The organism is Nostoc sp. KVJ3, from assembly GCF_026127265.1.
Taxonomy (GTDB): domain Bacteria; phylum Cyanobacteriota; class Cyanobacteriia; order Cyanobacteriales; family Nostocaceae; genus Nostoc.
The window spans coordinates 66,349-85,687 of sequence record NZ_WWFG01000004.1 but is presented as its reverse complement, the minus strand read 5'-3'; the positions used below and the strand labels follow the sequence as shown (position 1 = coordinate 85,687).

The 19,339-nt window shown below is 42.2% G+C and carries 27 protein-coding genes; 13 read left to right on the top strand and 14 right to left on the bottom strand.

What is annotated here, in order from left to right; translation table 11 throughout:
* Window positions 1-148 precede the first annotated feature (148 nt).
* The 8 genes from GTQ43_RS33860 to GTQ43_RS33825 all read right to left on the bottom strand — a co-directional run bounded on the left by GTQ43_RS33860 (window position 149) and on the right by GTQ43_RS33825 (window position 5,631).
* A complete protein-coding gene (locus GTQ43_RS33860; RefSeq protein WP_265277128.1) occupies window positions 149-628 on the bottom strand; it encodes a DUF2839 domain-containing protein in 480 nt (159 codons plus the stop codon).
* Window positions 629-911: 283 nt separating this feature from the next.
* Entirely contained in the window at window positions 912-1,598 is a 687-nt protein-coding gene (locus tag GTQ43_RS33855; protein WP_265277127.1) for a hypothetical protein, read from the bottom strand.
* Between the two features lie 82 nt (window positions 1,599-1,680).
* Window positions 1,681-2,343: a hypothetical protein gene (locus GTQ43_RS33850; RefSeq protein ID WP_265277126.1), complete on the bottom strand. Its 663-nt coding sequence runs from the start codon at window positions 2,341-2,343 to the stop codon at window positions 1,681-1,683.
* 196 nt (window positions 2,344-2,539) lie between these two features.
* Window positions 2,540-2,857, bottom strand: coding sequence for a hypothetical protein (locus GTQ43_RS33845; protein WP_265277125.1), 318 nt, complete (start codon window positions 2,855-2,857; stop codon window positions 2,540-2,542).
* Window positions 2,858-3,637: 780 nt separating this feature from the next.
* Window positions 3,638-4,102: a hypothetical protein gene (locus GTQ43_RS33840; protein WP_265277124.1), complete on the bottom strand. Its 465-nt coding sequence runs from the start codon at window positions 4,100-4,102 to the stop codon at window positions 3,638-3,640.
* Window positions 4,099-5,079, bottom strand: coding sequence for a hypothetical protein (locus tag GTQ43_RS33835; RefSeq protein WP_265277122.1), 981 nt, complete (start codon window positions 5,077-5,079; stop codon window positions 4,099-4,101). Before GTQ43_RS33835 ends, GTQ43_RS33840 begins: the two co-directional genes overlap by 4 nt.
* Window positions 5,052-5,366, bottom strand: a complete 315-nt coding sequence (locus GTQ43_RS33830) for a hypothetical protein (RefSeq protein WP_265277121.1) — start codon at window positions 5,364-5,366, stop codon at window positions 5,052-5,054. Before GTQ43_RS33830 ends, GTQ43_RS33835 begins: the two co-directional genes overlap by 28 nt.
* A 127-nt stretch (window positions 5,367-5,493) precedes the next feature.
* Complete coding sequence (locus tag GTQ43_RS33825) at window positions 5,494-5,631, bottom strand: hypothetical protein (RefSeq protein WP_265277120.1); 138 nt, start codon at window positions 5,629-5,631, stop codon at window positions 5,494-5,496.
* On the opposite strand from GTQ43_RS33825, the gene mobV reads away from it, so the two are divergent.
* The 3 genes from mobV to GTQ43_RS33810 all read left to right on the top strand — a co-directional run bounded on the left by mobV (window position 5,630) and on the right by GTQ43_RS33810 (window position 8,393).
* A complete protein-coding gene (mobV, locus tag GTQ43_RS33820) occupies window positions 5,630-7,114 on the top strand; it encodes a MobV family relaxase (protein ID WP_265277119.1) in 1,485 nt (494 codons plus the stop codon). The genes GTQ43_RS33825 and mobV overlap by 2 nt on opposite strands.
* Window positions 7,115-7,248: 134 nt before the next feature.
* Window positions 7,249-7,566 carry a toprim domain-containing protein gene (locus tag GTQ43_RS33815; protein WP_265277118.1) on the top strand — a complete coding sequence of 106 codons (318 nt, stop codon included), beginning with the start codon at window positions 7,249-7,251 and terminating at the stop codon, window positions 7,564-7,566.
* A 479-nt stretch (window positions 7,567-8,045) separates the two neighbouring features.
* Window positions 8,046-8,393 (top strand): hypothetical protein, encoded by a 348-nt coding sequence (locus tag GTQ43_RS33810; RefSeq protein ID WP_265277117.1) that lies wholly within the window; start codon window positions 8,046-8,048, stop codon window positions 8,391-8,393.
* Window positions 8,394-8,629: 236 nt separating this feature from the next.
* Here the strand turns inward: GTQ43_RS33810 and GTQ43_RS33805 are convergent, their stop codons facing one another.
* The 3 genes from GTQ43_RS33805 to GTQ43_RS33795 form a co-directional block, all read right to left on the bottom strand.
* Window positions 8,630-9,148: a hypothetical protein gene (locus GTQ43_RS33805; RefSeq protein ID WP_265277116.1), complete on the bottom strand. Its 519-nt coding sequence runs from the start codon at window positions 9,146-9,148 to the stop codon at window positions 8,630-8,632.
* Between the two features lie 927 nt (window positions 9,149-10,075).
* Complete coding sequence (locus GTQ43_RS33800) at window positions 10,076-10,810, bottom strand: anti-sigma factor (protein ID WP_265277115.1); 735 nt, start codon at window positions 10,808-10,810, stop codon at window positions 10,076-10,078.
* Window positions 10,811-10,814: 4 nt separating this feature from the next.
* A complete protein-coding gene (locus GTQ43_RS33795; RefSeq protein WP_265277114.1) occupies window positions 10,815-11,489 on the bottom strand; it encodes a sigma-70 family RNA polymerase sigma factor in 675 nt (224 codons plus the stop codon).
* Between the two features lie 475 nt (window positions 11,490-11,964).
* On the opposite strand from GTQ43_RS33795, the gene GTQ43_RS33790 reads away from it, so the two are divergent.
* The 4 genes from GTQ43_RS33790 (at window position 11,965) to GTQ43_RS33775 (ending at window position 14,135) form a co-directional block, all read left to right on the top strand.
* Entirely contained in the window at window positions 11,965-12,321 is a 357-nt protein-coding gene (locus tag GTQ43_RS33790) for a hypothetical protein (RefSeq protein ID WP_265277113.1), read from the top strand.
* A 184-nt stretch (window positions 12,322-12,505) separates the two neighbouring features.
* Window positions 12,506-12,796: a peptidase gene (locus GTQ43_RS33785; RefSeq protein ID WP_265277112.1), complete on the top strand. Its 291-nt coding sequence runs from the start codon at window positions 12,506-12,508 to the stop codon at window positions 12,794-12,796.
* Window positions 12,793-13,209, top strand: a complete 417-nt coding sequence (locus tag GTQ43_RS33780; RefSeq protein WP_265277111.1) for a cupredoxin family copper-binding protein — start codon at window positions 12,793-12,795, stop codon at window positions 13,207-13,209. The genes GTQ43_RS33785 and GTQ43_RS33780 overlap by 4 nt, the downstream gene beginning before the upstream one ends.
* Before the next feature lie 14 nt (window positions 13,210-13,223).
* Window positions 13,224-14,135, top strand: a complete 912-nt coding sequence (locus GTQ43_RS33775; RefSeq protein ID WP_265277109.1) for a metallophosphoesterase family protein — start codon at window positions 13,224-13,226, stop codon at window positions 14,133-14,135.
* Between the two features lie 305 nt (window positions 14,136-14,440).
* Here the strand turns inward: GTQ43_RS33775 and GTQ43_RS33770 are convergent, their stop codons facing one another.
* Both GTQ43_RS33770 and GTQ43_RS33765 read right to left on the bottom strand, forming a co-directional pair.
* Window positions 14,441-14,623: a hypothetical protein gene (locus GTQ43_RS33770; protein ID WP_265277108.1), complete on the bottom strand. Its 183-nt coding sequence runs from the start codon at window positions 14,621-14,623 to the stop codon at window positions 14,441-14,443.
* Complete coding sequence (locus GTQ43_RS33765; protein ID WP_265277107.1) at window positions 14,604-15,137, bottom strand: helix-turn-helix domain-containing protein; 534 nt, start codon at window positions 15,135-15,137, stop codon at window positions 14,604-14,606. The genes GTQ43_RS33770 and GTQ43_RS33765 overlap by 20 nt, the downstream gene beginning before the upstream one ends.
* Window positions 15,138-15,297: 160 nt before the next feature.
* On the opposite strand from GTQ43_RS33765, the gene GTQ43_RS33760 reads away from it, so the two are divergent.
* Window positions 15,298-15,516, top strand: a complete 219-nt coding sequence (locus tag GTQ43_RS33760) for a type II toxin-antitoxin system RelE/ParE family toxin (RefSeq protein WP_265277106.1) — start codon at window positions 15,298-15,300, stop codon at window positions 15,514-15,516.
* A gap of 195 nt (window positions 15,517-15,711) precedes the next feature.
* Here the strand turns inward: GTQ43_RS33760 and GTQ43_RS33755 are convergent, their stop codons facing one another.
* The gene (locus tag GTQ43_RS33755) at window positions 15,712-16,845 is read right to left on the bottom strand and encodes an ISAs1 family transposase (protein ID WP_265277105.1); all 1,134 of its coding nucleotides are present in this window, start codon (window positions 16,843-16,845) and stop codon (window positions 15,712-15,714) included.
* A 199-nt stretch (window positions 16,846-17,044) separates the two neighbouring features.
* Here GTQ43_RS33755 and GTQ43_RS33750 point away from each other — a divergent pair, with 199 nt between their 5' ends.
* The 5 genes from GTQ43_RS33750 to GTQ43_RS33730 all read left to right on the top strand — a co-directional run bounded on the left by GTQ43_RS33750 (window position 17,045) and on the right by GTQ43_RS33730 (window position 19,318).
* Window positions 17,045-17,311: a type II toxin-antitoxin system RelE/ParE family toxin gene (locus GTQ43_RS33750; RefSeq protein WP_265277202.1), complete on the top strand. Its 267-nt coding sequence runs from the start codon at window positions 17,045-17,047 to the stop codon at window positions 17,309-17,311.
* Window positions 17,283-17,600 carry a helix-turn-helix domain-containing protein gene (locus tag GTQ43_RS33745; protein WP_265277104.1) on the top strand — a complete coding sequence of 106 codons (318 nt, stop codon included), beginning with the start codon at window positions 17,283-17,285 and terminating at the stop codon, window positions 17,598-17,600. Before GTQ43_RS33750 ends, GTQ43_RS33745 begins: the two co-directional genes overlap by 29 nt.
* A 167-nt stretch (window positions 17,601-17,767) precedes the next feature.
* Window positions 17,768-18,481, top strand: coding sequence for a hypothetical protein (locus GTQ43_RS33740; protein ID WP_265277103.1), 714 nt, complete (start codon window positions 17,768-17,770; stop codon window positions 18,479-18,481).
* 371 nt (window positions 18,482-18,852) lie between these two features.
* Entirely contained in the window at window positions 18,853-19,092 is a 240-nt protein-coding gene (locus tag GTQ43_RS33735; RefSeq protein WP_265277102.1) for a hypothetical protein, read from the top strand.
* Between the two features lie 43 nt (window positions 19,093-19,135).
* Window positions 19,136-19,318: a hypothetical protein gene (locus GTQ43_RS33730; protein ID WP_265277101.1), complete on the top strand. Its 183-nt coding sequence runs from the start codon at window positions 19,136-19,138 to the stop codon at window positions 19,316-19,318.
* Window positions 19,319-19,339: the final 21 nt, after the last annotated feature.

The window sequence follows — 19,339 nt, the reverse complement described above, 5'->3', positions numbered from 1 at the left end:
CGATTGAAAGTGCTTCTATCTCTGCCAATACTTCATGGCAGAGGTAGAAATTATATTGGTCGCGCCGTCCCTAAGTCCTTTGAGCATCTGTCAACGATTCTTCATCTGAAGAAGGCGGTTTTTCTATTTCTTGCCATTACATCTGTGTTTATCTGTCTTCATTGAGGTACTTAAGCAGAGTTTCGATTTGCTGAACAGAATAGACATTAATCGGAAGCATGGGAGAAGAGGAGCCAGCAAGGATAGCTATTACTCGATGAGTATTGTAGTCTATATTTTTGAGCTTTTGTATCAGGCGTAAACCCAGAGATGGAGTATTACACCGGGATTTGACAAAAGTTTCAATGTCGGAGCGGAATGTAACTTCGACACCCACCCCACCAGAAAATTTTAGAGCTTCAGAGAAAACAATTCCTGGCTCAACTATAGTTTGAGCTTTTGTTAAGGCGATGAAAAAGGTGGATTTAAAATCATCAGGCATCCCATGCAGTTGGGCTTTTGTGGTTGCCAATGCTTCATCACTCACATATCCAAGGCTAATTTCTGAAGGGATGGGGCATTTTTCTAAATTAACTCGTGAACCGTAGACATCGCCCAAAAGCTGTTTTCTGCGTTTAGCTTCTCCCATACTTCATTCCCTGTTACTACCATGAGTGTCTAACTAGAATACTATGTACCAGACGTTAACACAGCCCAATGGCACTGCTTGAGACACTATCGCCATAAAAATACCCCCTTCTGGGGGCAATTGATGTGGTTGATGTGCCTAAAAGGACACAATTGAATAATGAGAGTTCGCTATAAGGATTTCTGTATATATGCCCATCTTACAATGAGCTATCGGTGGATGTCTTCGGTGATCACTGACTCTTCAAAATCGCTTCACAACAACTTTTCAATAAAATCGCTATTTACACCGTTAACCATTGCTTACTCCCCGCAGGCGATAGCTTTTTCAAATTCTCAATCCGACAGCACCCCCGCTTCCATAGCTGTCTTTGGTTTTTATCTACAGGATGGTAATAAGCCCAAATACTTCCATCTGCTGCTGAATATAAGGAGATAATAAAAACCGTTTGTGTACCAAAGTTACCTGTACTTACCTCAATTTTTTCTTTGACAGTAAAAGTCTGTCCTGAACTATTAGTTGCTGTTGATAATTTTTTATAGGCTGGTTTATTCCTTAATTGCGGTTGCTCTGTTTCTATCTCTGATTGCTCATATTCAGCAGAGGTATTTTCAAGATTTGCAGTTGATGATGATGAATTAACTGGTGCGGCTTCGAGAGTTATCGGTAAAGCTAACTGTTCATTCTCTGCTTCTATTGTTTGAGGCACAGCGTCAGAAATCAGGACAGGACTACTATTTGATTCTGAAACTGCAATGCTTTGACTCTGGTTATTATTTACTTCTAATTCCGGCTCAACTGGCTGATTTTCTGTTGGTACGCTAGTTGATGCTGATTCAGATTGTGCAGGATTATTATCGTCTGTGGCAGTAGATTTTTGCTTGACGACACGTAAAATAGCTGGCTTGGTTGGCGTGGCTTCTTCTTTTGATAGTGAACTATTCGTTTTAGGAGATTTACGTTTAGGCATAATAAATTTTTGGCAGCAATGCACTCTGAAACGTTGATTAAATCAGTAATTAAGAAGGGCATGATTACAGTTTTCTGTCGGTTTAACTTTCAATTAACTCAGTAGCATATTCAGCCGTGTTGGTTGATATATCTGAAGTTGATGATTGCTCACGAGGAGGAAATTTAATGCACTCCCCTGATTGAATTACTAAGCTAGTCCCGACACGTCGCACATTAAAATTCCAGAATTTCTTAATCGAATTTGATGGTAAAAATCCGATTAGTCTTAGTTGGAAATCTTTAGGTGGCTCAAAGTCTCTCTGAGGTTTTTGGTGAATTTTAACTTCTACTATCCCAAATTCATAGTCTTGATATACAACTAATCCTTGTACAGAAAAGTTATCAGATGCTAACTGCAATTCGGTCTTTACTGAGTCGGTATATTCTTTTTCCTTGCGAACATTTATCAAAGTCACCCGAAGTTGGGTCGGAGAATCTTTGAATGGTGTTCTGGGGTAAACAGTCCACAGGTAATCAAGTGATAAATCAAGTTGAAATTGTTGAACTAATTTCGATGCTCTCCTAGCAAGGTTTGTCTCAAGCATTACACCGTCAGCAGTTATTAGTTGTCCTTGATAAATAAGCTCACTACTTGGAACATACTTCCCCCAGAGCCGACCAATTGCACGAGATTCTAGTGGCTCTGTCGGTCTGATCTGGTGATTGTTAACTAATAACTGCTGTGTATCGTTCGTAATTGTCATGCGGACAAAGTTAAAATCTGTAATTTTTTGAATTGCTTTTATGATTGTAAACTGCGGCTCCCACTAAGATATTCTTCTTTCAATCTACTTCAAAAGCCTTAAGTATCTTTAATGGCAGCTTATACCCAAAGATGAAAAACTGCCTTAGCATCCACGCTCTTCCTTTCATTGAACATGAATGCTTTCGACACATCTATTAACTTGCGCCAGCTTCAGCCGCCGCTACATCTGGTTTAGGCTCTTTCGCTTTCTTTTCAAAAAGCTGAATTCCCGCGTCAATGATCTCAAACCCGTTTTCTGTTCGCACGCCAAGCTTGCCCGATACAGCCCCAGCCCAGTCTGCAAACTCCGAGGCGCTAGTTTCAGCCTTCCGCCAGCTTTTGGCATTAACTTGAGCAGTGAAGACTATGCCATTCTGATCAGTCAACTCGATTGCAACTTTCTTGTTCTGAAGAGGTGTGGCTGTTGGTAGTGAGCCGCTAAATTTAATTGTCACTTCGCTTTTGGCTTCCATAGCTTACCCCTGGCTCATCATCAATTAAAATTCTTCGCTCTTGATTTTATCTTGGATTAGGTTGACCAGAAGGTGCGCGATCGCTCGGCTATCGTAGTTAGATCACTTTCAAAGTAAACGTTGAGCATTCTCCTTGAAACAGAACCAAGACTCAACATTAAAAAACAAAATCTACAAAAAAAATTTACCCCTGTTTTTGACCCTTTTTTCGTCTATCTAATTGATAATTACTCTCAATATGAACCGCCCAAACCGTGATTATTGACACATTTATCAATAAATATTACAGTTTTTGCACTAGCTTCTTGATTTGACTCAATTCGTGCATTTGAGATAAAACCTCGACAAAACATCCATTTTCCCAATTCTCACCAACTACATTCAACATCTCCCAATATCTAGACAATATCTCCCAAATCTCCAATTTTTTTCTTACCTTTTTACCTCTTAAAAATCATCCATTCACCAAATTCTCATTAGCTCAAAAATTCCCAATAAATCCGAACAGTTCCCAATACTTATAAGAAGTCTCCCATTATTTCCCAATAATTGGTAAATTCTTGGGAAATTCGCTTAAAAGCTTTTAAGCTCTGTAATCCATCTTTTTCTGACGCACAGTACGCCATATTTGGCGGAAAGTTTTTGACAACCAAAAATGAAAAGCAGAAGCCGAAGCAACAGCCATCAAAAAAGACTACCAACAAACTACATAAGCACGACAGAAGCCGCCTAACAGTTAACAGCTACAACTGCGGCGGCTATTGTTCAAATATTCTTCGCTCAATCTCCGACAAAAATCGCATCCAATTCTTGCGACGAAGCCTGACCTTGAACTATTGAAGCAGGTCTGATTGAATCAGCCGCTTCCCCCAGGAGATCAGGCTCGGATAAAGCATTACTCTTGTAGCTTGGGGCATTGACAGCTACAACTGGTGCAGGCAACGCTGGCTGTGATGCCACAAACTGCGGTTGTTCCACACCTAGAGCAAAACGCATATAACTACCGTGTTTATTCAACGAGTCTTGCGCTTCCCAGCAAGCAAAACGGATCTGCTCTCTTGTAAAATTACCGCTCGAATATCGCGCCACTGGCAAGAAAGCAGCCACCAAGATATCAGCCACCTTACGCTGTGCCTCATCCTTGGGCAACGAGTTCAAGTAATCGACAACTTCCGCTAAAACATCCCCCTCGTAAGGTTGAAGCCGCAAACTCAAAGACTTGCGTTTCTTTTTGCTTTGGTTCATTGACTTGTCTCCATCCCCAACAAATAATCAAACATCCCAAAGCAGTCCACCAAACGCGCTGAGGTACTATACCTATACGTTTGCTCTGAATCTAAATTAAAAGTTTCTTGCACCTGAGTTATAAAACCACTACCCCAAACCATCGGTATCATTGGCAATTTGTCGTCTTTGGGGATGTATTCACCAGTTCTTTCGTAAACACTGCTATACTTATCTATTTTCTGGAGTTCCCATGCACAATTGAAATACGCCTCCAACTCAACTTCTACATGGTAAGCAGCGCCCCCACCGATGATTACCTCGTTCAACGGTCTGGGTAATATTTTGTCCATCCACCGATTGAGCTTATCCCAATATTGGGCCGTTGCTATTCTAATTGCATCAGCAATATGAGAAATTTCTTTTTCTCTTAGACTGGGGTCTTTGGCACTTGCTAGGGCTTGTATTTCGTCAAAAGTTATCCAATTAGGGCGTGTCGAGTGATTACGGTCTTTGCTGTAGACCTTATTAATAATCGCGTAGCGTGCATCAAATAAAGAATTAGCTAAACACTCTCGGTCTAAACCACTGGTCATATCCAGCACGATATCCAACATATTGGCAAAGCCCAACAGTGGACTATCCCCCAGCTTCAGTTGCCCCCGGTCAAAATAAAGTGCTGTCGTGTTCCTGTGACCGAACATCAATACAGCTAGTTGTTGATTGCGTAACCAATCTACCCCCTGCTGTTTGATTCGCAGTGCCGCTAATCCCCCACCTTCAGGACGGCACAAGAAACGCTCTAAGTTCACCTTTAAATGTTGTTTGCGTACCGTAAAATCAGCCAGCATCACCCGTAACTGTTCTTCAAAGCGACGGCGATCGCTGTACTCATTCCACGGCAGAAGTAACGCCAACTCCAAGTGAATTTGTTTTTTCGCCGTCACCTTAACTAAGCTTAGTTCAACAATTAAGCCAACAGCCCCAGTACCTTCCACAAGGCATTCTCATATTTGAGTTCCTTAATCCGGTCAAGCGGATCAAAGTTAGCCGCGAACTCACCCAACACCACCACTCTGTTATTCCACTCAACCCACAGTTGTTGGTCTGGTGAGGGGCTACCAATCCAGCCCAAGCGTTCCATGAAAAAATTGAGTTTATCCTTAGTAATCTCTTCTATCGCTGGTGGCAGCAGAACATAATTTGGTTTAGTCTGGTCATCCACTTGATAAATTATCTTAGTTTGCGACCCACCAACGTCCACGCTGAGGTAAATGTCAGTCATGCAAATAGCTGGTTAAAACGATGATTTAATTTTGGTGCAGATTTAGAGCAGATTGGCACTACAAGAGTGCAGATATTGCACCAATTTAGCACAATCTGGCACTCGTAATTCCCCTCGGTTCATCACCCTAAATGCTGATTTCGGCTGACCAAATTGTGCCAAGTTGTGCGATTATTGTGCTGAGTTGCTCCAGATTTGTGCCAAGAGGTCGCGCGAGTAGCGGGAGTGGGTGCTGTTGCCGCAGAATTTCGCCTCGGTGTACCATGTTGTTGGTGTACTCACTACACTTCCGCGCCCTGCGGGTGGGCTGCGCCCATTCCTCGCTTCGCTTGGAACACAGAAGTTACGTTCGCCCCTGCGGGGAGTTTGCACCCCATCGGCACAACTGTAAAATCCGAGAAGAAAGAATGGTGGCTTTAGCGATTCTGCGCGTTGAAAAACTCAAGTCTTTCGGCAACATTGGCGGTAGCGAGAAGCATACCGCACGTTTACAAGATACCCCAAATGCCGACACCACTAAAAAAAATGTCCGGCTGATTGGCATGGAGGATGATTCACCGCTTGAAGTTTTGGTGAAAAACAAGATAGCCAAGACAACTTTACACAAACCGCGCAAGGATGCCGTGCTGTGTAGCGATATTTTTCTCTCGGCATCCCCAGAATATTTTCGCCCCGATAATCCATCTCTAGCGGGGGAATGGGATAATCCCCGAATGTTGGACTTTGTTAAAGCTTCTCGCAGTTGGCTAGTCAACAACTATGGTGATAAGTGCGTCAGGGCAGAATTGCATTTGGATGAAGCGACTCCCCACATTCATGCCTATGTCGTACCCATCAACGAGAAAACCAAGCAGTTAAGCCACAAAGAAATGTTTGGGGGTAATGGTCGTGCTGCCAGCATTAAGTTATCCAAGCTGCAAGATAGCTATGCTGCTGCACTTGCTCCTTTGGGTATTGAACGGGGGGTTAAGGGCAGTAAGGCAACCCACACCAAAGTAAAGGAATATTACCAAGCGGTTAACAGTGAACCACTCACTGCCGTCTGGTCGAATAAAAAACTTGAACCCGAACCTTTTGAATCAGCTACAAATTACGTTGCCCGGATTCAGAATGATCACCAATTCCATGTCCTCAACCACCAACTGGCTGACCGCGCTTTCATGCAGGAGCGACTGGAGAGTGCAGAGCAACGGGCAAGAGCCAGCGAGAAGGAACGACAGCAATTAGAAAAACGGGTGCGATCGTTAGAATCTCAGACCAATCAACTACGCGACTTGGCCTTAGAGGATGTCGCCTGGGAGTTGGGGCTACACCATGAGGAAAAAAAATGGAGGGGTCACGGACACATCATTAATATAGATGGGCCCAAATTCTACGACTTCGCCCCCGATCAACAAAAGGGTGGCGGTGGTGCGATTGACTTGGTGATGCACGTTAACCAGTGCAATCTACGGCAAGCGGTTGTCTGGTTGCATGAGCGCTTTGGTGAAGCTGGGGCAGAACGAGCAGCGATAGCTTTTGCTAAAACAGTGGCAGCTGAGATTATCCAGTTAGAACCATGCGACAAATTCAGGCTACCAGTTGAGGATAAAACTAAGTGGTCTTCTGTCTGCAACTACCTGACCCAAAAACGGGGGATACCTGAAAACTTTGTGGAAGTTCTGCATAACCGGGGGCTGGTTTACGCTGATGACCAGCAAAACGCTGTGTTCGTCATGCGGAATCTATTAGAAGAACCCAGGCAATAGGAGCATTCCTGCGGGGGACACGGGGCGAGAACAACACTTTCAAGGGATATGAAAAAGGGACTAAGCGGCGTGAGGGCTGGTTTCACTTTCACTTAGGCGGACAGCCTACTTCGCCACCAGAAAGGTTAGTGCTTTTGAAGTCGCCCATCGATGCCGTGTCTTTTGCCATGCTGGAATATCAGCGCTTAGGCGACGTGCCACCCAATAGAACTTTGTACATGGCGGTAGATAATCCCAAAAGCTTACCAGTAGAGCAATTGCAGCATATCCCTAATGTACAAGTGGCATTTGACTCGGATGATTCTGGTAATGCAGCTGCACGAGTTGTTAAGGAACTACTGCCACAGTCCAAGCGCCTCAAGTGCAAAGCTGACGATTGGAATCAGCAGCTACTTGATTATGGGCAGCAGTTAAAACAACAGCCGAGGCATGAGGAGGACTTGAGCCTTTAAAAGTCAGCGTCCTAGTAGTGAACTGTACAGTCATTTTTGTAGCATAAAAGTAGTTTTTTAGTAGTTGATTTTGATTCATGTGATTTGAAATTCACTTAAATCATCACTTTTTTTCAAAAAAACTTTCCAAACTTTTTGGCGTACTGTGCGTCAGAATTCAATATTATTCTCCCGTGAAAGCATAATGTCACTGTGATATCTAAAAATGCGGAATTTAGGTGATTGGACTTTGGTATGCCATAGCCCTGCCATTGGCGTGCCATAATTGAGCCAGTTTTAGCCCTAATTCTCAATAGTGATAATTAGTTGAGAATTGAGGTTTTGAAATTCCATTGATTTACCATCGCTGTGCCATAAATCAGCGAGAATGGGAGCCAATTTTTGATTTTCCAGAAATCAGCCATAATTCTGCCATTGGGGTAAATTTTTAGTTCGTATACGAAGTTTTTTCAGATGAACTCTCTAGCGTTTACCAATTTGTGGCAGTCAAAAAGAATGACGATAAAATCGGTCAAGAAAAAAATGAAATTGATAATGAGCTAGGGGTGAGCTATGTCTACCCCAAAATCGGACATACTAGAAGATTCAAACGTGCAACTCTAGAGAAGCAAGGTAGAGAACTGGTATTTACCCATGATGAGCGAGGTGAAATTTTTCGAGTGTCTGTCAACCGAAACCAGTCAGGTGAGTTTGAGTATTCACCAATTAATGTGGAGTCAGTAGAGAGAGAAGACCTGATGCTTTGGCAAAAAGCAGAGCGCATATTGCAACAAATAAGAGAAGAACAGCAACAAGAACTCAGACAAAATAAAGGATTTTCCCTCTAGGTGATGACGCACCTCAAATAGAAGTTAAGAGTTGCTTAGATTCTGGTAATTTGAGTTTAAAGCAGTTATTTGCCGGATTTTTTCTCGACAATAGAGTGATGAATCGTACTATTTTCTGGCTAGATAGACCGAAATTAATTACCTAATTAACCCTTGTACTTAGTGTGAAGGATGCAGAAATTTGAGTGGGATGGAGTGCCATAATAATTTATGTTGCGTTACTACACAGAATACAACTAATCAAAAGAGTAGCCAATGAAAAAAACTTCAACAGGTTCATCGTCCTCATAAATGACAATATGTCTGCCTGTTCCACGGTCAATGCTTTCCCAAAACTCGCTGGCAGCTTCTTCATTTTGCTCAGATGCAACAATCACTGTCTCAACCATCTCATGAGTTGGTTTCTCTGTACTGAATAGACGAATCAACTCATCAGTTGATAGTGGAAATGTCGTGCAAAAAAGCTCCATACCACCCTGCTTTGATGAGGCTAATGCTTCTGAATAAGAAATGGTAGAAACTTGGAACATATCGAGAATAGATCGGGTTCCATCAGCATCAGCAGCTTCCATAGCCTCTTCAATAGATGAATGCTGTGAACCGGGAATGGGGGAATCAGCAGTGATTGGGAAATCAATAAACGGAAGTACTGGGTTATAACGACCTGCTGTAAACTCCTGCTGACGTAGTAATTGTAGCGTTGTATCAACGTCAGTTCGGTACTTTGTGTAGTACCAATAAGGATGCCCACCCATAATTGCTACCTCAAACTCAATCTATTGTTTAGTTGTAATTTTGCTAGTGATACAACACTCCTCCCAATAGTTCCCCACCAACTCATGAACTTAACGAATTTTGAACACTAACAAGTAAGTTTTAGGAAATGTCCCCACTGAGGAATGAAGCAATATAACGGTTGCGGTCATCGGCTGCCATGAGCCATAACACATTGGCTCTTGTAGAAGCACTTTCAATCGCCGATTACACGTAATAGCCCGAACGTGTAACGTACTAAGAGCCTGTCAAGAAACAACTTTTACAATTTCCTCTCTAGGAAGCTTACTGAACAAGCATTTCTAACTTAAAAATATTAACATCCTGAATCGGTCAGAGTTTATTCGTGAGAGGTTAAGATAAAATCTTTTTTGTCAATTAGTAATAATGCTGAAAATCTGCTGAAATAGTCAGTACTAAATTAACCTTTGTACTGAATTTGTCGGCAAAAATGAATGATCCTTTTAAATGTCTAGCGATCGCACGCCCAAAAATTCTGTTGATTAGCCCAAATTTTTCCCGAATTTTAAGTACGATTACTTATTGACAAAAGTTCTATAGTCTTAACCTCTCACCGATGGTCAGAGTTAGAAGAGATATCTTGTAAATGTTATTCCATCATCAAAAATGAGTACGCTCGGTTGCTAGGCACACAGAGTTAGTTGTAGTCAGCTGCGTGCGGTCACAACCAATGCCACGCAACGCTATAGCTCTGTTGCAGCTAACTGTGCCTGAGAAAAGCTTTGTACTTTGGAGCTTAATGTGCAAAACCGAACCACGATACGATGCAGATCAGCCAAATTTCCGCAACGACTTCAATTAACCAGAACCCAGCAATTAGAATTCCCCATTGCATACCACGGCGCGCTGCCAAGACCGCATCCGGGATAGCTCATGAGTTGCTGAGGTTAGATATTGGTAGATGAGTTACTCTGCATCACGATAGTTCCAGTAGGATAACGGCTAGTTTCAGATGATTCCAACGTTACGAATAATCCAGAGATACCTGTGTCATAAAAGTCGGCAGGCATCCAGAATTTATCTAACACCTTTCCCTGGGGATTAATTTTCACAGTGCCACAGGGAATTTTTTCGCCATCAGCGATCGCCCAAAGTCGATAGACTTTACCTGTGGGTGGAGCCACCAGATTTTGCACGGCTAGAATTCCCTGCCGTTGTCCTAGATTCACAACAAAGCTACCCGCAGCAGTATCCGATGCCTTCACAGCCTTAAGAGAGAAAAGTTGCGTCTGGGACTGTTGCAGTAAGGTATTGATGTCACTAGCCATGCGGTAATCCTGTCGCAAGCGATAGTTATCTACTCCTAAATACAGAATCAGGAGTGCTGCCACACTACCCATGACGGTGCGCCAGAGAAGCCGAGACGGTTTGTGCTGGGAAGATTGAAAAGTCGTGGTAGCGGCAGCTAGGATGGCAGATTGGAGATGGGGAGGCGGTTCCACACTGTTGAGGCTGTAAACAACCTGGTCTAAGGTTGCCTGAAGCCGCTTCACTTCTGCTACCAATGCTGGATTTTCTGCCAACAGTTGCTCGAAAACTTCTGCTTCGGCGCGATCAAGGTCGCCCACGACATAGCCTGCTGCCAAGGTTTCGATTGCTTGAGGAGTAAGAGGTTCAGTCATAACCTTAGTCAATGGAGTGTTGTAAAAGTTGTTTTAGTTTCAAAAGTCCCTGGCGAGTCCAGCTTTTCACACTTCCCAGGGGTTTATGCAGTTGTTGGGCAATTTCTGATTGGCTCAGTCCGGCATCATACGCAAGTTCGATCACCTGTCGTTGCTGATCTGAAAGCTGGGTTAATGCCTGCCGTACTTGCTGCGATCGCTCATTCAAAATAGCCTGCTCAACCGGAGTATACGCTTCTGGTGCAGCAGTGACGCTCTGCCCCCAACGTTGCACTAAATTAAGGGTGCGACTGCGCGATCGCAATTTGTCGATCGCCCGCGATCGAGTCATGGTAATCAGGTAGCGCATCAAATGACCATGTTTAGCAGAGTCAACCGGACGCTGCCATAGCGACAGAAAAATTTCTTGGGTCAGGTCTTCGGCTTCCGGCTGGCTTTGCAAAACTTTCAGCGCCACTCCATACACCACACTGCCATAGCGATCGTAGAGACACCCTAAGGCCCCTGGAAAATGTGCCTCCAAATCCTCCAAGAGTGCGGCATCACTCTTCGATGACGGTTCTGATGGATGGCGATCGGGAGAACTTAGATCCATAGATTCAGGTGAATAGACTGGGGCTAATTTCTCTGCAAAAATGCCCAATGCATCTTGCAATGTAAGTGCCAATCCTGATTTCATAACTTTTGAGTATAGAGCAAATTTACTCTCATCTCTAAAACGATTGATGAAGCTAATTGGATGAGTCTAGCGTCGAAATTTTTTAGAAGTCGGTTATTTCGTTCTGATTAACTCGCATCCCAAATCGAACGAACCGCGACAAGCCGCTAGTAAGAACTTTGAAAAGTTTAAATCCAAAATTACTTCTCAGTCGTCTTAAAGGTAGAGACAAGTAAGTAACCCACTTAGCATTCTTTCCAGGTAAAAGTTGCAACTAAATTCCTGAAATCGCGCTAATTGCTTACCTACTTACTCCTACAGCTTTTAACACTGGCCATTGCACTGCAATGTCCCGACGAAATTTATATCGTCAATTTGCAGCGCCCTTCTTTGGCAATTTGGATTCGACCAATTTGTTTGAAAGTTTGTGCTGCCTTCCAGCATTGAAGGCCAGTAAAACCGCTTTAGCCAAACAACCAATCTTAGAGGTAATTCTATGCAACGCTCTATTTCTACATTGTTAACAACACTGCTTCTGTGTGCTCCCATTTTGCCTGCTGCGGCGCAGACTCAAACCGCACCAACCAGCTTCAATCCCTACGTGACAAAGCAACTTTCTACAAACCAGCTTAATTCGTTTAATCTGGCGACTCTTGCGTATCAAGGCTACCTAAAAGACCAAGGCATTCCTAGCAATGGTGCATTGCTGTCAGCGATCGCGTCTGGAACAATCACGGCTCAAGACATTATTCAAGCTGCTGTCAAAGCGAATCGACTACCTGAGCAAACGTTAAGCGATCGAGGCTATCGCCATAACCTTGAAGATCAACTGCAAGGATTTACAGCAGACTAAAAAACTGGCGTTGCTGAATCGATCATCACCAAGGTGTGAAACAACGCCGCGATTCAACTAGCATGGCAAAGCATTCGGGCATTCATTGGGAGCATCCTTTCGGGCACTTGATTACCCAATGCTTTGTTTCTACCAATCAAATGTTGATGCCTTCTAATAATCTCCTTACAAGAATACTCAAACGATGAAAAACATATTTCGCAAGTACCATCGGCTAATTGCCACACTCTTTTGTTTGCCATTACTCTTTACTGCTCTGACTGGTATTAGCATTGCCATCGCCGACACATGGTTGCATCAAGAAGAACTGGCTGGATTTTTAATTACTGTTCACACCTTGCAAATCTTCAAACTCGATGCCATTGTGCCAGTTTTAAATGGGCTAGGTCTAATTGGCTTAGTGGCTACCGGGGTGAGCATGACTGGACTGTTTGCTAAACGCCGTCAACCAAAGCGGATGGAAGAACGCCCATGAAATACATTTCTTATTTTTTCATAGCGATCGCCAGTGCCTTTCTGGTCATCCTGTTGTCGTTGTCATCCTGTAGTCCGAACCCTAAGACAATGACTATGCAACCAATGGTGATGAAACAACCCAAGGAGCAACCCAAAACTAACCAACAACCTGCCGATGTTACTGTCAAAATTCGTAATTTCAAATTTGAGCCAGCGAATTTAGCGATCGCTGTTGGTAAAACTGTTCAATTTCTCAATGTTGATGAAGAACCCCACACGGCTACGGCTACGGATGGTACTTTCAACTCTAAAGCACTGGATACCAATGAAACCTGGAACTACACCGCTACTAAACCAGGAACTTATCCCTATATTTGCTCAATTCATCCCTTTATGAAAGGGACGCTGACGGTAACAAATAAGAAAAACTAACCAGAGGAATACCAATGGAACGCAGAAAATTTATTGAACACGTAGGCTGGACAGGACTCGGCATTGTCTGGGCTGTTGGTGGAAATGGCTTATTAACTGCCTGTCAGGTGGGAGAACCAAATGCTCAAAAATCATCCACGGCTTTACCGTTTTCCTTTGTTCAAATTAGCGATACGCACATCGGTTTCAAAAAACCTGCAAATGAACATGTGACTGATACACTTCAGAAAGCGATCGATGCGATCAATGCTTTACCCACTCCACCCGCCTTTGTGATTCACACCGGAGACATCTCCCATTTGTCTAAACCAGAAGAATTTGATCAAGCCAAACAACTGCTTTCTCAATTGAAAGTCCCACTGTTTACTCTACCAGGGGAACACGATACGATTGGCGATCGCGGCAAAGCTTATGAGGAAGCCTTTAACCGCAAGGATGTTAAAGAAGGCTTACAAGTTTGGAATCAGGCGGGAATCCACTTTGTCTCCTTGACCAATGTGCTGGACTTTGGGGCAACCGGTACGGGCAAACTGGGTCAGGCGCAATTGGATTTGCTCTCCAAAGATTTAGCAGCGCAGAAAAAGGATACACCTATAGTTGTTTTCAGCCATATTCCCCTATATGACCTTTATCCCAAATGGGGATGGGCAACTGCCGATTCTGCTAAGTTGCTCTCACTGCTATCTCGCTTTGCATCGGTAACAGTGTTAACTGGACACATCCATCAAGTGATTGAACACAGCGAAGGTAATATTCGCTTCCACACTGCTGCGGCGACTGCCTATCCTCTCCCCGCTCCAGGTCACGGCGATCAACCTGCTCCCGTTAAACTAAGCGAAAATAATCTCTTGGCGGTGCTTGGATTCCGTACAGTTGAGGTAATTTCCCTTAAAGATACTAAAGTTGACCAACATGCTCTCTTGTAGAAATATAGTTCAACTACTGTCTGTTGCGATCGCATCAAGGGTGCTTTTGGATATAACCGAAGAATTTTCCCCAGGATTACACCTTTGAGCCATTACGTGTAATTGGTGGCTCAAACTCTTCTGGCTTCATTCATCTCCCCTACACGATCGCCATACAAAGCAGAAAAAGCCCCGAGCGAGCAGAGTCGTTGCGCGGTCGTAGCTCATAATTTTTCTTAGCGTACAAAAAACCTTTTCTAGCACGGTGATGCCGCGATCGCCTAACCGAATATTGGTATTGAATCTCGTCAAATGTCGCCAGCATTTCAAAGGGTTATACCTGCTCTATGAAGAAGGCGAGTTTTACACTGTCGCAGTTTGGCGGAATTCAAGACAGCTACGCCAATCTCGCCAAATCCCGCAATCTCGCCAGAGTCAGGAGTGAGTTTACCTGTGTCTGGCTGTTGCTCTGTCGCAGAGGAGCGAGTTTCAAAACAGCTTATCAACATACTCTTCCAGGTCAGTACGCTTAACTCGCCAGCCTTTACCAATGAGCTTGGCTTTCAATTCACCTGATGTAATCGCATCTCGTAAGAATTCTCTAGATAATCCAGTTAAAGCCTGTGCTTCAGCGATGGTTAGCAGTAACTTATCAGCTATTGGTACTAGTGGCTGAGTGTCAGCCTTACCCAGCAATGCTTCAATGATTCCAGATAGCTTTTCAATTACGCCAATCTCGCTCCTCTCCGAAACCTCGTCAAATCTCGTAATCTCGCCAGAGTCGGAGGTGAGTTTACCTGTGTCTGGCTGTTGCTCTGTCGCTATTTGGCGAGATTCAAAGGCTGGCTTAATCGTTGGTTGTTCCAGTTCGGCTTTAAAGGCTTGTAGTTCTGTTGGGTCAAAGTTGGCAGTTGGGCGAGTTTTACCTTTTTCGTACTTGACGCTGATTTTACCCTGCTGGACATAACGCTCTAATGCCCTAACGCTGACACCTAAATAATCTGCTGCTTCCTGCTTGTTCATAAATCTCGCCAAATATCGAAACTCGCCAAAATCCTATCAAATAGTTGGCGAGTTTTGGCGAGATTGAGAAAGAGTAAGCATTATTCCTCAGCTGTGCCTATGGTATATTTACCCTAAAGTATAGGACTAGGTGCTATACTTTCACCAAAGAGACTATAAAATGAAAATTTACAAAAACCGTACTTTTGACCGTTGGGCGCGAAAGGAAGGCTTAAACAATCTTAGTCTCTGTAATGCTGTAAACGAAATGGCAGCAGGGCTTTATGATGCTGACCTTGGAGGTGGACTGTTTAAAAAACGCATAGCAAAACCTGGGAAGGGTAGGGAAAACGCACCTTATTTACTAATAAAAACTAAGAGAGATTCCAAAATGACATAGATAATTGTAAAAATTACTGAAATGATAAATAAGACAAATGAATTATTCTGAACAATATGAATTAGCTTATCTGAAGTTGAATGATTATTTATTGATACTAAAATAACTCAAGACTCGAGTTTGTAAAAGTATGTTTATCTAGAGGAAAAGCAAAATTATTCCTAAAGATTCAAATTTAATTTCTGATATATTAGTTTATGCTAATGCTAAAACTCTTGATAAATAATTGTTATCCAGCCCTGCAAGAAACTGTTTATTTTTTATTCCACGTTTGACGCGCTTCTCTTGACCTAAAAGATTAACTGCAATATGTCTGAGAATTGCAAAATTCTGTGGGGCATTATCTTTTCTAATCCGACAGTCATCTTCCCTCAAGGCGACATCCAATACCCAATGTAATGAATTCTCAATTCCCCAATGACTGCGAATAGAATTACCAAACTGTTTAGCATTTGACTCAAGACTACTGATAAAATAATGGGTTTCAACCGTTGTTTCACCATTTAATGAACGGACGGATTCTACCATTCCAACACTATTAAAGTTTGACCAAACTGAATCTGAATTGAGCCGAGACTGAATTTGAGATAACATTAAATAGTGGCGGATTTCATGACGACCATGCCCTCTTTCTTCTGTTTTATATGTGCTATGTTCAATTCCCTCAAAACCTGTGCTTATCCCTGCCTGTAATAATTTTTCAACTTCACTATAAAGATTTCCTTGATTCTTTTTCAACGTAATTACATAATCTGCATCTTGCTGTGTGATTAACCTAACAATTTCTTTCTGACAACCAATTGCATCGATTGTCACAATACATCCAGATATATCTAATACCTTTAATAACTCTGGAATTGCTGTAATTTCATTCGATTTTTCATCTACCTTTACTTGTCCTAACACTAATCGATTTCTAGTTGCCCACGCACTCACTATTTGGATTGCACTTTGCTCACTACTTTCTTCATAAGAACCACGTAATGTTTTACCATCAATTGCAATTATTTCCCCCGATGTTATCTGATGTATTGATTTCATCCAATTGACAAAACATGACTGGAATTGTTGAGGATTTATTTGTGCGAATACTCGCGCAAAAGTATCGTGTGACGGAATGCCATTCGGGAGTTCTAAAAACGTTTTTAACCATTCGTACTTCGCACAACCATAAGTCTCGATTCCCACCCATCCATCTGCTCCACAAATCACCGCGCATACGGCAATGGTCATGATATCGATTAACTTATGTCGTTTAGTACGATCTATGCGTGGATCTTCTATTACACCAAAGTGGTCAGCAATCGTGATTTTGGGCTTAATTTTCATTCAACTATAATTTGGTTCTTCTTGTTTAAGGCAAAGAATAAATTTACTACAAAAACGAACCCGTATTGCTTGGCAGCCGACGGCTGCCACAAACTTACCCCTATATAACGATTATCATTCTTATTTACTTTGATACCTAATTCCTGAAAGCCGTGTGTGGTCTATTGTTTGGGAATTCAATCTTGATTATTAATCTTCAATATTTAGATGCGTTCGCCCTACTGGGAAGGGTAAGAGTGGTGGATTTCGGACACTAATAGCTACTAATAATGAAGATCGTTGGTTTTTTATTTTTGGCTTTTCAAAAAACGAGCGCAGCAACATTGACAAAGATGAAGAAGAAGCTCTGAAAATGTTATCCAAGCAATTACTTGCTTATACACATGATGAGCTTGAGCAGGCAAAAAATAGTAATGCGTTAATAGAGGTGATTTGTGATGCGTCAGAAAAAATCAGCAATTCTTGAAGCAGTTCATGAGACAGCAAAAGACCTACACAAAGCTGGGCTAATGAATCAAACTACATTGCGCGAATTTGAACACTTATGCCTACCTCCTATTGAGCCTCTAGAACCATTACAAATTAAAGAAATACGGGAGTCATCTCAAGTCAGTCAAGCTGTTTTTGCACGTATTTTGAATATAAGTCCTTCAACAGTTCAAAAATGGGAAATAGGACAAAAGCGGCCTAGTGGAGCATCTCTTAAGCTACTGCACTTGATAAAGAATCGTGGGTTAAACAGTGTGCTGTATTAAAAACCCCAAATTAAGAAAATCCCGTCCCGAATTTCTTACTTTTATTTGTCACAGCCGAGACTTATCAATGATTTTGAGAGCTTCGGCTGCGTAGCTTTATTGCGAGGTCGTGCTTAAGCTTTTTTATTTTTAATGAGTTTAAAAAAAATTGACAAATAACAGCAGGAATGTTAATTAGTGTTGTTCTAGTTTATGGTCACTATAAAATGGTTCAAACTATAAATCCTTATAATCCCTTCGTTTACATTGTTGAATCACCAAGAGATGATGATCTTTTATACGAACGAACAGAAGGAAAAGCATTGACAGAAGCTTTAAAACTGTGTGGAATTATTTCCACTTATAGTCTTACGTGTAGCAAAAGAATGTTCAAAGAAGCACTCACTTCTCGTCTTAAGAAAGATTGTCATGATAAAAAACGTTTTCCTATTATTCATTTTAGTGTACACGGTTGCGAACAAGGTATAGGGCTGACTAATGAAGAACTTGTTTCATGGAACGAACTAAGACAATTACTTATACCATTAAATAGAGAAATGCAAGGTGGACTGCTTGTTTGTTTCTCTTCATGCTTTGGAGCTTACAGTTGTTTAATGGAATTTAACAACCAAATAGAATCTTCATTTGGGACTACTGTAGGCCATAACGAAAAGGTATCTTGGTCAAATTCCGCAGTTGCATATATTTCTTTCTATAACCGACTTTTTCAAGGAGCTTCTATCAAAGATTGTGTTGAAGCTATGAGAAAAGCTACAGGAGATGATAACTTTGAATATTTTGAAAGTCAAATTGTTAAACAAGCTTATCTTGCTGATGTTTCTAATCGTATAAGAAATCAGAATTTAAATTCTCATATGACATTTCTTGGCGATATTTTTTAAAAATTACAGGATTGAAGATTAAAACCTGATTTTTTTATTGGCAGAGATGCGTTCTGTCGGTTCGCGCATAACGTGAAATTGTGGGTTCGCACATTAAAACCTCTACGAAAGGGCATTCATCAATCTTTCAGTTGCGATCGCGCATTAGGCTAATCGGTGGCTGAATGCCAAAAAGTCGGCACTTTTGCTCCGATGTCGTTTAAACACCATTTTCCAGCGTAGGCGAGCGCACTTACTGGTTTAATTCCTGCCATGTAGACGGTGGTGGTATAGAAATGTCGTGATAAGCCTGATAGTCGTCTACACGCAGAATCACTTGTGCCAAAATATGTTTTTAATCATGTACTATATTGCTAACAAGTCTGACTGCGATGGAACAAGAAGATTCAAATCGAGGATTGATAGAAATTGCTCAAGATGCTGTCACTGATTTGATGACAGGCTCATCGATTCCTACTCCAATTAAAAGAAACGCTTTCAAAGCATTTGCACAGCTTTGTAGCGCAGCTATTGATATCCCAGTTGCTTATCTTGAAGGGTTCGCTGCGGAAAAGCGTGCCGAAACCCAAGCACGGCTGAAGATTATCAATAGCCAGGAAGTCACCCCCTGACTCGGCTACAAAGCTAAATGACATAGATTGTCAGTATGTTTACTTGAAAAGTAACGAACAAGAACGCCGTCCAAGTGGCAGAGACTTTGTATCGGGGGAGTTTAGCAAGGTAATTCAAAAAGCTTTAAACACAGTTGACTTATTTTTTACTGATGGCATTGACTGGAAAGCTTTTTTTCTCGCCTTTCAAGAACTACAGGCTCAATACCATAGTGGGCTTTTCTGAAACTAATCAAATAAATTTATT

Coding starts and splice junctions, on each gene's coding strand:
- GTQ43_RS33845 (WP_265277125.1), bottom strand. CDS start 2,857: ATGGAAGCCAAAAGCGAAGTGACAATTAAATTTAGCGGCTCACTACCA.
- GTQ43_RS33765 (WP_265277107.1), bottom strand. CDS start 15,137: ATGAACAAGCAGGAAGCAGCAGATTATTTAGGTGTCAGCGTTAGGGCA.
- GTQ43_RS33800 (WP_265277115.1), bottom strand. CDS start 10,810: ATGACTGAACCTCTTACTCCTCAAGCAATCGAAACCTTGGCAGCAGGC.
- GTQ43_RS33825 (WP_265277120.1), bottom strand. CDS start 5,631: ATGGTACACCGAGGCGAAATTCTGCGGCAACAGCACCCACTCCCGCTA.
- GTQ43_RS33850 (WP_265277126.1), bottom strand. CDS start 2,343: ATGACAATTACGAACGATACACAGCAGTTATTAGTTAACAATCACCAG.
- GTQ43_RS33855 (WP_265277127.1), bottom strand. CDS start 1,598: ATGCCTAAACGTAAATCTCCTAAAACGAATAGTTCACTATCAAAAGAA.
- GTQ43_RS33840 (WP_265277124.1), bottom strand. CDS start 4,102: ATGAACCAAAGCAAAAAGAAACGCAAGTCTTTGAGTTTGCGGCTTCAA.
- GTQ43_RS33785 (WP_265277112.1), top strand. CDS start 12,506: ATGAAAAACATATTTCGCAAGTACCATCGGCTAATTGCCACACTCTTT.
- GTQ43_RS33770 (WP_265277108.1), bottom strand. CDS start 14,623: ATGTTGATAAGCTGTTTTGAAACTCGCTCCTCTGCGACAGAGCAACAG.
- GTQ43_RS33755 (WP_265277105.1), bottom strand. CDS start 16,845: ATGAAAATTAAGCCCAAAATCACGATTGCTGACCACTTTGGTGTAATA.
- GTQ43_RS33780 (WP_265277111.1), top strand. CDS start 12,793: ATGAAATACATTTCTTATTTTTTCATAGCGATCGCCAGTGCCTTTCTG.
- GTQ43_RS33860 (WP_265277128.1), bottom strand. CDS start 628: ATGGGAGAAGCTAAACGCAGAAAACAGCTTTTGGGCGATGTCTACGGT.
- GTQ43_RS33830 (WP_265277121.1), bottom strand. CDS start 5,366: ATGACTGACATTTACCTCAGCGTGGACGTTGGTGGGTCGCAAACTAAG.
- GTQ43_RS33735 (WP_265277102.1), top strand. CDS start 18,853: ATGGAACAAGAAGATTCAAATCGAGGATTGATAGAAATTGCTCAAGAT.
- GTQ43_RS33760 (WP_265277106.1), top strand. CDS start 15,298: ATGAAAATTTACAAAAACCGTACTTTTGACCGTTGGGCGCGAAAGGAA.
- GTQ43_RS33805 (WP_265277116.1), bottom strand. CDS start 9,148: ATGGGTGGGCATCCTTATTGGTACTACACAAAGTACCGAACTGACGTT.
- GTQ43_RS33790 (WP_265277113.1), top strand. CDS start 11,965: ATGCAACGCTCTATTTCTACATTGTTAACAACACTGCTTCTGTGTGCT.
- GTQ43_RS33745 (WP_265277104.1), top strand. CDS start 17,283: ATGCGTCAGAAAAAATCAGCAATTCTTGAAGCAGTTCATGAGACAGCA.
- GTQ43_RS33740 (WP_265277103.1), top strand. CDS start 17,768: ATGTTAATTAGTGTTGTTCTAGTTTATGGTCACTATAAAATGGTTCAA.
- GTQ43_RS33795 (WP_265277114.1), bottom strand. CDS start 11,489: ATGAAATCAGGATTGGCACTTACATTGCAAGATGCATTGGGCATTTTT.
- GTQ43_RS33775 (WP_265277109.1), top strand. CDS start 13,224: ATGGAACGCAGAAAATTTATTGAACACGTAGGCTGGACAGGACTCGGC.
- mobV (WP_265277119.1), top strand. CDS start 5,630: ATGTTGTTGGTGTACTCACTACACTTCCGCGCCCTGCGGGTGGGCTGC.